The 11,540-nt window shown below is 71.9% G+C and carries 11 protein-coding genes; 5 read left to right on the forward strand and 6 right to left on the reverse strand.

All coding sequences use genetic code 11. The annotated features are described in order from the left end of the window. Window positions 1–306 precede the first annotated feature (306 nt). Together ACFYYH_RS32475 and fxsA are read left to right on the forward strand one after the other, a co-directional pair. A complete protein-coding gene (locus ACFYYH_RS32475) occupies window positions 307–1,092 on the forward strand; it encodes a polyprenol monophosphomannose synthase (RefSeq protein WP_388558822.1) in 786 nt (261 codons plus the stop codon). Between the two features lie 48 nt (window positions 1,093–1,140). Then, a complete protein-coding gene (gene fxsA / locus ACFYYH_RS32480; RefSeq protein WP_388558824.1) occupies window positions 1,141–1,749 on the forward strand; it encodes an FxsA family membrane protein in 609 nt (202 codons plus the stop codon). A gap of 113 nt (window positions 1,750–1,862) precedes the next feature. Here the strand turns inward: fxsA and ACFYYH_RS32485 are convergent, their stop codons facing one another. The 4 genes from ACFYYH_RS32485 to ACFYYH_RS32500 form a co-directional block, all read right to left on the reverse strand. Then, the gene (locus ACFYYH_RS32485; protein ID WP_003959706.1) at window positions 1,863–2,237 is read right to left on the reverse strand and encodes an RNA polymerase-binding protein RbpA; all 375 of its coding nucleotides are present in this window, start codon (window positions 2,235–2,237) and stop codon (window positions 1,863–1,865) included. A 254-nt stretch (window positions 2,238–2,491) separates the two neighbouring features. Further along, window positions 2,492–3,856 (reverse strand): MFS transporter, encoded by a 1,365-nt coding sequence (locus ACFYYH_RS32490; RefSeq protein ID WP_388558828.1) that lies wholly within the window; start codon window positions 3,854–3,856, stop codon window positions 2,492–2,494. A 41-nt stretch (window positions 3,857–3,897) separates the two neighbouring features. Continuing rightward, the gene (locus tag ACFYYH_RS32495) at window positions 3,898–4,662 is read right to left on the reverse strand and encodes a glycerophosphodiester phosphodiesterase family protein (RefSeq protein WP_388558831.1); all 765 of its coding nucleotides are present in this window, start codon (window positions 4,660–4,662) and stop codon (window positions 3,898–3,900) included. Beyond that, a complete protein-coding gene (locus tag ACFYYH_RS32500) occupies window positions 4,659–5,282 on the reverse strand; it encodes a YitT family protein (protein ID WP_388558834.1) in 624 nt (207 codons plus the stop codon). The genes ACFYYH_RS32495 and ACFYYH_RS32500 overlap by 4 nt, the downstream gene beginning before the upstream one ends. A 271-nt stretch (window positions 5,283–5,553) precedes the next feature. On the opposite strand from ACFYYH_RS32500, the gene ACFYYH_RS32505 reads away from it, so the two are divergent. Next, complete coding sequence (locus ACFYYH_RS32505) at window positions 5,554–7,053, forward strand: PLP-dependent aminotransferase family protein (RefSeq protein WP_388558836.1); 1,500 nt, start codon at window positions 5,554–5,556, stop codon at window positions 7,051–7,053. A gap of 78 nt (window positions 7,054–7,131) precedes the next feature. Here the strand turns inward: ACFYYH_RS32505 and ACFYYH_RS32510 are convergent, their stop codons facing one another. Beyond that, entirely contained in the window at window positions 7,132–8,796 is a 1,665-nt protein-coding gene (locus ACFYYH_RS32510) for a hypothetical protein (RefSeq protein ID WP_388558838.1), read from the reverse strand. 40 nt (window positions 8,797–8,836) lie between these two features. Continuing rightward, entirely contained in the window at window positions 8,837–9,031 is a 195-nt protein-coding gene (locus ACFYYH_RS32515; protein ID WP_388558841.1) for a hypothetical protein, read from the reverse strand. Between the two features lie 252 nt (window positions 9,032–9,283). On the opposite strand from ACFYYH_RS32515, the gene ACFYYH_RS32520 reads away from it, so the two are divergent. Both ACFYYH_RS32520 and ACFYYH_RS32525 read left to right on the forward strand, forming a co-directional pair. Then, window positions 9,284–9,676: an ankyrin repeat domain-containing protein gene (locus tag ACFYYH_RS32520; RefSeq protein WP_388558844.1), complete on the forward strand. Its 393-nt coding sequence runs from the start codon at window positions 9,284–9,286 to the stop codon at window positions 9,674–9,676. Between the two features lie 270 nt (window positions 9,677–9,946). Beyond that, window positions 9,947–11,365 carry a HEAT repeat domain-containing protein gene (locus ACFYYH_RS32525; protein ID WP_388558847.1) on the forward strand — a complete coding sequence of 473 codons (1,419 nt, stop codon included), beginning with the start codon at window positions 9,947–9,949 and terminating at the stop codon, window positions 11,363–11,365. Window positions 11,366–11,540 lie beyond the last annotated feature (175 nt).

Below are 11,540 nucleotides of genomic sequence, written 5' to 3' on the forward strand. Positions count from 1 at the left end.
TGGGCTCGGTTCGCCTCCGGGGCGCCTCATGTCGATGCCGACAGTCGACCGTGCTCGGTTCGCTCGTACCTCACGAACCTCCGCGCGCTCTCCTTCTCGGCACCGACGCGCCCCTTCGGCTCACTCGCCGGCGGCCGACGGTGGCCGGGGTGTCGATGTGACCCCGGGAGCGGGGTGGGGGCGGTGGGGCGTGGGGCATCTCCGGACATCGTTCCCACCCCTTCGACACCCCGTGACCAGGGTGATGGGCGCCCCTCGCGCGCTCGCTATGGTGGTGCCCCTGCGTACGGCAATTAAGGGGCAGTAGTGAACGACGGCGGTCAGAGGCGGTACGGCCCGCTCGGCACGGCCTTGGTGATCATCCCGACCTTCGACGAGGCGGAGAACATCAGGTCGATCGTCTCCCGGGTCCGCGCCGCGGTGCCGGAGGCCGACATCCTCATCGCCGACGACAACAGCCCCGACGGCACCGGCAAGATCGCCGATGACCTGGCCGCCGAGGACAGCAAGGTCCAGGTGCTGCACCGCAGGGGCAAGGAGGGGCTCGGCGCCGCCTATCTCGCGGGCTTCCGGTGGGGCATGGAGCGCGGCTACGGCGTCCTGGTCGAGATGGACGCCGACGGCTCCCACCAGCCCGAGGAACTGCCCCGGCTGCTGACCGCCCTGAAGAACGCCGATCTCGTCCTCGGTTCGCGCTGGGTGCCGGGCGGACGCGTCGTCAACTGGCCCACGACCCGCAAGGTCCTCTCGCGCGGCGGCAGTACCTACTCCCGCGTCCTGCTGGGTGTCCCGATCCGTGATGTCACCGGCGGCTACCGGGCGTTCCGCAGGGAGACCCTGGAGCGGATCGGCCTCGACGCCGTCGCCTCACAGGGCTACTGCTTCCAGGTCGACCTGGCCCGGCGCGCGGTCGAGGCGGGCTGTCAGGTGGTGGAGGTGCCCATCACCTTCGTCGAGCGCGAGCTGGGCGACTCCAAGATGAGCCGCGACATCGTGATCGAGGCGCTGTGGCGGGTCACCGCGTGGGGGGTCGGGGCGCGCGCCAACCGTCTGCTCGGCCGTGGTTCCGACGGCCGGAACCGGCCGTCCTGACCGCACCCCCGTACGCCGTCCCGGCCCCCGCCCAGGCACACTGGGAGTATGACGACCGCGCAATCGCCCCGGACCGTTCCCAAGCGCTCCCGAGCCCGCACTTTCGTTCCGCTGGGCATCGCCGCCTGGCTGGTGCTGGAGATCTGGCTGCTGATCGTCGTGGCCGACGCGGCGGGCGGTCTGACCGTGCTGTTCCTCCTGCTGGGCGCGCTCGTGCTCGGCGCCGTGGTCATCAAGCGCGCCGGCCGTCGCGCCTTCCGCAATCTGACCGAGACCGTGCAGAGGGCGCAGAAGCAGCAGGCGGAGCACCCCGGCGAACCTCTTGTCCCGGAGCCCGCCAACGGCAGCGGCGGCAACGGCTTCCTGATGCTGGGCGGTCTGCTGATCATGCTCCCGGGGCTGATCACCGATGTGGCGGGACTGCTGCTGCTCGTGCCGCCGCTGCGGACGGGGCTCAGCCGGTACGCGGAGCGGTCGCTGGAGCGGCGCATGGCCGCGGCGGCGCCGCCCGGCAGCCTCGGTGACGCCTTCCAGCAGGCCCGTATGCGCAGGCCGGACGGCAAGGTCGTGCAGGGCGAGGTCATCAAGCACGACGACGGGACCACGCGCCACCCCGGTGAGGACGAGCAGGGCCCGCGACCGCCGCTGACCCCCTGACCGGTGCGCCCGGCACGGCAGGAAAGAGCCGCGGGCTGCGGCACACATATCGATGTGACGCAGCCCGCGGCTCTGTGCTGTTGTCTCGCTTGTCGTATGCGGTGGTTACGCGGTCAGGCGGACTTCCGGCTGTCCCGCGGGTGCACGGCGATGTTCATGGCGCCGGAGCGCAGGACGGCCAGCCTCTCGGCCAGCACCTCCTCCAGCTCCTCGCGTGTGCGCCGCTCCATGAGCATGTCCCAGTGCGTACGCGCAGGCTTGCCCTTCTTCTCTTCGGGGCCATCCCCGTCCACCAGGAGTGCCTGGGCGCCACACGCCTTGCACTCCCACTCCGGCGGAATTTCCGCCTCTACCGAGAACGGCATCTCAAATCGATGGCCGTTCTGGCATGCGTACTCCACCGCCTGGCGCGGGGCCAGATCGATGCCGCGGTCCGTCTCGTAGCTGGTAACCACGAGTCGCGTGCCGCGGAGAGCTCGCTCACTCATGAATCGTGCCTCCCGGGCTTGTCGCCCACAGGACAGGTGTCGCTGTCGTCGTCATCCGGTCAACGTCCGGTCGGCGGTAAAGATTCCCGTTCCGAGTCATGCGTCGCCCGTCGTGCCGCCCTTGTTGTACCCACCAGCGCCCGGTTTGTCACATCTAACAGGAGATGTCACCCGGCGATTCCGATTCCCGCGCACGCAGTAACGGTCCGCCTGGCAGGCCAAACGCGTACACTACCGCCCTTTCACTTCAACGTCTAAATCCGCTCCGGTACGGGGTTTCCCGCGGCCATGATCGCCCGGCGGACCGGGACCCTCGCCAGCAGGCCGAACCCGAGCGCGAAGAAGACCACCAGCGAGATGATCGCATCCCGGTAGCTTCCCGTGAGCTGATACGCCAGCCCGAACACCAGTGGCCCGAGCCAGCTCAGCCCCCGGTCGCTCATCTCGTAGGCGGAGAAGTACTCGGCCTCCTTGCCGTGCGGCACGAGATGGGAGAAGAGCGAACGGGACAGCGCCTGGCTGCCGCCCAGCACCAGCCCGATCGCCGAGGCCAGCACATAGAACGCGACCGGTGTCCCGGCGGGCAGGAAGTAGCCCGCCGCGAGGATGAGCGTCCAGACGGCCAGCGAACCCAGGATCGTGCGTTTGGCCCCGTACACCCTGGCCATCCGGCCCATGCCGAGTGCGCCGCCGACCGCCAGGACCTGCACCAGCAGCACGGCGGTGATCAGTGTCGTCTGGTCCAGGCCCAGTTCCTCGGAGCCGTAGATCGAGGCCTGCGAGATCACCGTCTGGATACCGTCGTTGTAGACGAGATAGGCGAGCAGGAACGAGAGCGTCAGCGGATGGCGCCGCATGTCCCGCAGCGTGGCCGTCAGTTGCCGCCAGCCCGCCCCCACCGCGCCCTCGCCGGGGGAGCCGTCACCGTTCCGCGCCACCCGCCGGTCCCGCAGCCGGCGCAGCGGCACGATCGTGAAGGCGCCCCACCAGACACCCGCCGAGGCCAGACAGATCCGCACCGCCGTCGACTCGGAGACACCGAAGGACTCATGGCCGGTGTAGAGCACCAGATTCAGCACCAGCACCAGTGCGCCCGAGGTGTAGCCGAAGGCCCAGCCGCGCGAGGAGACGGCGTCGCGCTCCTCGGATCCGGAGATCTGCGGCAGATACGCGTTGTAGAGCACCATCGAGACCGAGAGCGAGGCGTTCGCCACGATCAGCAGCAGCGCGCCCAGCAGATAGCGGTCGCCGTCCAGGAAGAACATGCACGCCGTGGCGGTCGCCCCCAGATACGCGGTGACGGCCAGCAGCGGCTTCTTGCGTCCCGTACGGTCGGCCACCGCGCCCACCAGGGGCATCACCAGCACCGCCACCACCACCGAGACGGAGACCGCGTACGCGAACAGCGAGCCCGCGCGCACGGGTATGCCCAGCGGACGCACGAAGCCGTCGGCGTCGGCCGCCGCCTTCGCCACCGAGGTGAGATAGGGGCCGAGGAAGACCGTGAGCACGCTCGTCGAGTAGACGGAGCACGCGAAGTCGTAGAAGTACCAGCCGCGTTGCTCGCGTCTGCGGTCCGCCGCCCCGTCGGCCCTGTCCACGGCGGTCTCAGCGGTCACCCCGGGTGTCCTCGTTCCTTGCGTGCCGGCGCCCCGCCCGGTCAATGCCAGGCTCCTCGCGCGGTCAACACCGTGCGCAGCGCTTCCAGTTGATCCGTCATGATGCCATCCACGCCGAGGTCGAGCAGCGCCTCCATCCGATCCGGCTCGTTGACCGTCCAGACATGGACCTGGAGGCCGCGCGCGTGCGCCGTGCGGACGAAGCGTTCGTCCACGACCGGGATGCCGTTCTGCGTCTCGGGGACCTGTGCGCACACCGCGCCGGCGCGGACCGGGGCGGGGATCCCGTAGGAGCGCAGCCGCAGGCCCAGCACCCCCCGTACCCCGTACGAGGTGGCCAGCCGCGGGCCCGCCAGCCGGGCCGCGCGCGCCACCCTGGCCTCGGAGAACGAGCCGACGCACACCCGGTCCCAGCTCCCGGTCCTGCGGATCAGCTCGACCAGCGGTTCCAGCGCGGGCGCCGCCTTGATGTCCACGTTCCAGCGCGCCTCGGGGAACTCTTCGAGCAGTTCCTCGAAGAGCGGCAGCGGCTCGGTGCCCGCCACCCTCGCCCGGCGCACCCGCGCCCACGGCAGATCCACGATCCGGCCGCGTGAGTCCGTCACCCGGTCCAGGGTCGCGTCGTGGAAGGCGACGAGCCGGCCGTCCGCCGTGGCGTGCACATCGGTCTCGAAGTGGCGGTAGCCGAGTCCGGCCGCGCGCCGGAACGCCGCCGCGGTGTTCTCCAGACCGTCCGCCGCGCCGCCGCGATGGGCGAACGGGATCGGTGCCGGCCGGTCGAGATAGGGGTGGGGTACGCGAGTCACCGCCGCAGTATGGCCCCTGCCGGTGTCCCGGCGGCGACGGGCGTACTGCCGCCGTCCGCCGCGGGGATGGCGAAGACGCGCAGGAAGAGCTGGGCGAGCGGCCCGATGGCCAGGGCGTAGGCGACCGTGCCGATCCCCACCGAGCCGCCGAGCGCGAAGCCGGTGGCGACGACGGCGACCTCGATCGCCGTACGGACCAGTCGCACCGAGCGGCCGGTCAGCCGGTGCAGCCCCGTCATCAGACCGTCGCGCGGCCCCGGGCCGAACCGGGCGGCTATGTAGAGACCGGTGGCCACCCCGTTGAGGACGATGCCCGCGATCAGCAGCGCGATACGGGCGAGCGGGCCATGAGCGTCGGGCACGAGAGCGAGCGTGGCGTCCATCGCGACACCGACCACGAAGACATTGGCCACCGTGCCCGGCCCCGGGCGCTGCCGGATCGGGATCCACAGGAGCAGCACGACCGCGCCCACGATGATCGAGACGACCCCCATGGTCAGCCCGGTCAGCTCGGCGAGCCCCTGGTGCAGCACCCCCCAGGGCTCCAGCCCGAGACCGCCGCGCACCAGCAGCGCCGCGCTCGCCCCGTACAGCGCGAGCCCGGCGGAGAGCTGCGTCACCCTGCGGGGGAGCCGGCGTCCCCGGAGGCGGGTGGGACGGGAGAAACGAGAGGGGCCAGAGGGGTCGGAGAGGCTGGAGGGGCTAGAGGGGCTAGAGGGGCCAGAGGGGACAGCGGGATCGGAGGGGCTGGAGAGGCCGGAGGAACCAGACGGACCAGACGGAACGGACACGATGCGGCCCCTTGATGCGATGGTGGACTGGTGCCTGTCACTCTGTGGCTGGCCGACAGAGGCCATCCATGGCCAATTCGAGGAAGGCGGACTGATTTTCATGGCGCAGTGGACCTCGGCCGTCGGCGCGGCTCAGCTCGCCCGGCAGCTCACCACCCAGCAGGCCGCGCCCGCGGGCCCCGGCACCCGCAGACCACCCGCCTACCGGGCCCTCGCCGACGGCATCCGGCTGCTCGTCCTCGAAGGCCGGGTCCCGGTGGCCGCCCGGCTGCCGGCGGAACGCGAACTCGCGCTCTCGCTCTCCGTGAGCCGTACGACGGTGGCCGCCGCGTACGAGGCGCTGCGCGCCGAGGGCTTCCTGGAGTCCCGCAGGGGCGCCGGGAGCTGGACCGCCGTGCCTGCGGGCAATCCGCTGCCCGCGCGCGGTCTGGAACCGCTGCCGCCCGAGTCGCTGGGCTCGATGATCGATCTCGGCACCGCCGCCCTGCCCGCGCCCGAGCCCTGGCTGACCCGGGGGGTGCGGGGCGCCCTGGAGGAACTGCCGCCCTACGCGCACACCCACGGCGACTATCCGGCCGGGCTGCCCGCCCTGCGGCAGATGCTCGCCGACCGCTACACCGAGCGCGGCATCCCGACCATGCCCGAACAGATCATGGTCACCACGGGCGCGATGGGCGCGATCGACGCGATCTGCCATCTCTTCGCGGGCCGGGGCGAGCGGATCGCCGTGGAGTCGCCCTCGTACGCGAACATCCTCCAGCTCATGCGGGAGGCGGGGGCCCGGCTGGTCCCGGTCGCCATGGCCGAGGGGCTGACCGGCTGGGACCTGGGGCGCTGGCGCCAGGTGCTGCGGGAGGCCGCGCCCCGGCTCGCCTATGTGGTGGCCGACTTCCACAATCCGACCGGCGCGCTCGCCGACGAGGACCAGCGGCGCGGGCTCGTCGACGCGGCACGCTCGGCGGGCACGGTGCTGGTCGTCGACGAGACCATGTCCGAGCTGTATCTCGACGCGGATGTCGAGATGCCCCGGCGGGTCTGTGCCTTCGACCCCGCCGGGAGCACGGTGCTGACGGTCGGCTCGGCCAGCAAGGCCTTCTGGGCGGGGATGCGGATCGGCTGGGTGCGCGCGGCGCCGGATGTGATCCGGTCCCTGGTCGCGGCACGCGCGTACGCGGATCTCGGCACCCCGGTGCTGGAGCAGCTCGCCATCAACTGGCTGATGCGGACCGGCGGCTGGGAGGAGGCGGTCACGCTGCGCAGGGCGCAGGCGCGGGAGAACCGGGACGCGCTGGTGGCGGCGGTACGTGAACAACTGCCCGGCTGGGAGTTCGAGGTGCCGCGCGGCGGGCTGACCCTGTGGGTGCGTACGGGCGGACTCTCCGGTTCCCGGCTGGCCGAGGTGGGCGAACGGGTCGGTGTCCGGGTGCCGTCGGGGCCCCGCTTCGGTGTCGACGGGGCGTTCGAGGGGTATGTGCGGCTGCCGTTCACCGTGGGCGGCCCGGTCGCCGTCGAGGCGGCGGCCCGGCTGGCGGCGGCGGCGCGCCTGGTGGCGACGGGCGCGAGCAGCGGAACGGACACGCCGCGCACCTTTGTGGCCTGACGGATTTCGTGGCCCGACACGGTTCGGCGCGACGCCGGGGAGGGGCGTACGGGTCCCCGTCGGGGGGCTCCGGCCGGCTCAGCCCTCCGCCGAGAGCTGCCGTCCGATCTGTCCTGGCGCGGGGGGCGGCTCGGCCGCGCGCTGCGGCGTCTGGTCCTGTTCGGGCACCCGCTCCGGCCCCCGTTCCTGGGCCCGCTCCCGCGCGGGCGGTTCGGACGGCGTCCCGTCGAACCGCGTGAGGGGTTCCGGAAGCAGATCCAGGACGGCGCGGCGGTGCGAGGCGCTCGCCCCGTCGTCGTACGGGTCGGGCGTCGCCGGGACCTGGAGCCTGAGCACCGGGCCCGTACCCAGCCGCGCGTAGCCCCTGCCGGGAGGGACGTCCGCCGTGGGCGTGGTGTGCGGGGGCGCCCCGAGTACCGCCTCCACCTGAGGCGCCGAGACCGGCCCGAGGATCACCCGGGCCCGGGTGTGGGTCCGCACGGTCTCGTCGAGCGCGTCCAGGCCGTCGAGCTGCTCGGCCACCACCACGGTGAGATGGGCGGCCCTGCCGTGGCGCAGCGGCACCCGGAGCAGCTCCAGCGGATCACGCCGTCCGTCCGCCGCCGCGAGATGCGTGAACACACTCGGCCGGTCCACCAGGATCCACAGCGGCCTTCTGGCGTCCTCGGGAACGGGCCGGCCCGACTGCCGGGCGTTGTTGGCGGTGATGAGCCGCCGCTCGGTCTCGTTCGCCGCCCATTCGAGACTGGAGAGCGCGCCGGCCAGTCCGCACTCGACGGCCAGTACGCCGGCGCGTCCGGTCAGACAGGAGAACTCGCCGGTGCCGCTGCCCTCCACGATCAGTACGTCTCCGTGCGCGAGGGCCTGGAGGGCGAGGGAGCGCAGCAGACTGGTGGCGCCGCCGCCCGGCGCTCCCGCGACCAGCAGATGGGGCTCCGTGGCGCGCGGACCCGTCCGCCAGAGCACCGGGGGCGCGTCCCGGCTCCCGTCGCCCGCCAGGACCGGCACGGTGCGCGACACCGCTCCGTCGTCGGTGAAACCGAGGACCGTCTCACCGGGGGCGGTGACGAAACGCTGGGCGGCGATGGAGGTGGAGAGGGCCGGCAGGACGGTCATCACCAACTGGTTGGCCTCTTCCTGCCAGTCGAAGTGGTATTCACGGCCGCGCCCGGACTTGGCGTACAGCAACTGCTCGATCCGGGCCCGCGCGTCGGGCTCGCCGTCGGTGAAGTACGCGGGATACGTGAGCTGGAGCCGGATGATCCGCCCCTCGGTGTCGAAGGCGTGCTCGCCGAACGCCGTGCTCCACTCGCCGCCGTGGGCGAAGAGCGGACTCGGGTCCTCGGGAACGGAGAGATACGGCACCAGCGCCTCGTACAGGGACTGGAGTCGTTTCACCTCCGCTTCGTCGGGCCCGGTCCGCACCGGCGGCGGTCGGTCACGGCCCTGCCAGGCGGCCACGGCCATCACCGTGATCAGGGCCAGCATCGGCCCGTAGGGGATGAGCGCGGTCACCAGGACGCAGGCCGCGACCAGGAACAGCGCGGGACCCCGCCGGTCCTTCGGCGTACCGGCCCACTTCTGGCGCCCCGCGGCGGCGAGCAACCGCAGTCCACGGGTGATCGTGATCAGCGGATGGAGAACGTCGGTGGCGCTGTCGGCGGCCGTCCGGGCCAGCTCGCGGCCGCGCGCGATCCGGTCGGTGCCGCTGCTCAGAATGCGGGGGAGTGGTCGCCGGGCCACGTCTGTCTCCTGTGGGGTGCGGAAAAGGGAGGGACGGGGGTCAGAACTTGATCCCGCCCAGGAGACCGGCGAGGCTGGCGCCCCCGGCCGTGATGCTCGGGGCGATGGCGGTGCCCGCGAGGTAGAAACCGAACAGGGAGCACACCATCGCGTGCGAGGCCTTGAGCCCGTCCTTCCGGAAGAAGAGGAACACAATGATTCCGAGCAGGACGACGCCCGAAATGGAAAGAATCATGAGAGTTCTCCTGGTTGAGGGGACAGTCACCATGAGTTCTTCCAGAATCACCGCAAGTATCTATGCGACAAAAGGTGCAAGTGAGTGAAATATCGGCTATTTCACTGCACTGGTCGACGGAGTGCCGCGGCCCGGCCCGAGCACCACAGGTCCCGTCTGCCGTAAGCGCCGCGCGCAGTACCCTGTCGGTTCACTCGTACGGCGCCCAGCAGCCGTACATACCAGGTCAACGGCGTGAAAGGCGGTCCACTCATGAGCGAAACCCCGGATCCCGAGGTGGTGGAGCTGGCCACGAGGATCTTCGATCTGGCCCGGCGCGGGGAGACCGAGGCGCTCGCCGCGTACATCGACGCCGGTGTACCCGTGAATCTCACCAATGACCGGGGCGACTCGCTCCTGATGCTCGCCGCCTACCACGGCCACGCGCCGGCGGTCGCCGCCCTCCTGGAGCGGGGCGCCGAGGCGGGACGGCCCAACGACCGCGGCCAGACCCCGCTCGCCGGAGCGGTCTTCAAGGGGGAGGACGAGGTCATCAGGACCCTGCTCGCCGGCGGGGCGGATCCGCGGGAGGGCACCCCCTCCGCCGTGGATACCGCGCGGATGTTTGGGAAGACGGACCTCCTGGAGCTGTTCGGAGCCAGGTGAGAGACGTCGTAAATGTGGTCGCGGTGGCGAAATGGCTGGGTCATCATGACGACGGGCCCGCAGGGGGCCACCGACGAGAGGCAGGGAAGATGGTCTGCGTTGAGCGGGAGACGACGGGCGGCCGAACATGTTGCCGCGGGGCATAGGCCCTGTCTGCGTTGTCTGCGTTCGGTTCGGCAGACAGGGCCTGGACCCGAGAGGGTCGGCACCGGACTCCCGGTGCCGCATCACACCCCGGTTGCGTCAACAGCTTGATGTGAGGCTTTTCCCATGTTCGATCCAGTCATAGCGCCGAGCGGCACTCTGCTCGGCCTGTTGCAGAGGGGCCGCGGCGACGGCACGCTGCACGCGCTCGCGGCGCCCCGCGCGGAGGCGCTCGCCGCGCTCAACCACTGCGTACTGCACGACCCCCGGCACGACTGGCAGGTCGAGAACCGGTCGCTGTACTACGCGCGTCTGTATCTGGATCTCCACGGCGGACTCGACGCGGTCGAGCACCATCTCTTCCAGGCCGAGGACCACTTCGACACCGACGAGTCCCGTACCGGGCTCGCGCTCGCCGTACTCGGCCATCTGGCCTCCTACGGCAGGCACGACGCCCTGGAACTGCTCCGGCGCTACGCGGCGACCGGCTCCAACTGGGCCTGGGCCCTGGACGAACTGGCGCTGCGCGACGACGACAGCGGCCTGCGCTCACTGGCGCTGCCCGTCCTCGCCAGATTCCCCGCCACCCCGGAGGGCGAGACCGAACTGGCCTCCGCCGTACGGGACGCGTTCGAGCCCCGGCCATGGCGCCTCTGGGCGGACGATCCGCGCCTGGAGGTCGGCGCCCGGATCAGGGCGGCCGGTGAACAGGGCTCGTTCGACCGCTGGCAGCGCCAGCTCCGGCCGAGCGGCCCCCGGCCCGGCTGGAGTGTGCGGGCCGTCTTCGACTGGGCCCAGCAGGCCCTGGAACGCGGCTCCGTGCTCCATGTGCCCGCCGCCCGCTGTCTGAGCGCGGTCGCGGGGCCCGAGGACCGGCCGGTGATCGTCGAAGCCGCCCGGAGCGGACCCGACGGCGCCCGGTGCGCGGCACTCCACTATCTCGCCGAGGCCGCCGACCCCGTCGTCCTCGATCTGATCGAGGCCGCCGCCACCGGCGCGGACCGTACCGTCGCCGACGCCGCGGTCTCCGCCTTCGAGCGGATGAGCGGCGAGGAAGCCGTCGACCGGGCCCGCGGCTGGGTGCACCGGCCCGACGCCCTCGGCGCGTCCGCCGCGGGCGTGCTCGCTTCCCGGGGCAGCACCCGCGACACCCACCTCGTGCTCGGCGCGCTGCGCGAGACCGTACGGTCCGACGGGCCCGACGCCCCCCATCTGTGGACACTCGTCGACGGCGCCGGACGCCTCGGCATCGTCTGCGCGGCTCCCGTCCTGCGCCATGTCTACCGCGAGACCACCTCCTCGCACCTGCGCGGCCGCGCCGCCCGCGCACTCGCCGCGACCGATCCCTCCTACGCCACCGGGTTCGCCGTCGAATGCCTGTGGGACTGCGAGGAGACCACCAGAGAGGTCGCCGCGCTGCACGCCGAGACCGGTGACGTACGCGTGGCGGAACGCCTGCGACGGCTGGCCGCGGACCCGGCGGAGGAGGCCGAGGTGCAAACGGCGGTCCGCAGCAGAATCGGCCCGGACGTGCCTTCTTTTTGAGGGCTCGGTTCGCCTCCGGGGCGCCTCATGTCGATGCCGACAGCCGGCGGCCGACAGCGGCCGGAAACAGGTCCGCACCCCGAGGCGGCCGGGGTGATCCGGAACCCGAGCGGGGCCCACCGGCGGGAGGCCACCGCGGCCGGTGCATGCCCACCCACCCGGTGGCCGGAGCGCG

The sequence above is a fragment of the Streptomyces sp. NPDC002018 genome (genome assembly GCF_042890865.1).
Classification (GTDB): Bacteria; Actinomycetota; Actinomycetes; order Streptomycetales; family Streptomycetaceae; genus Streptomyces.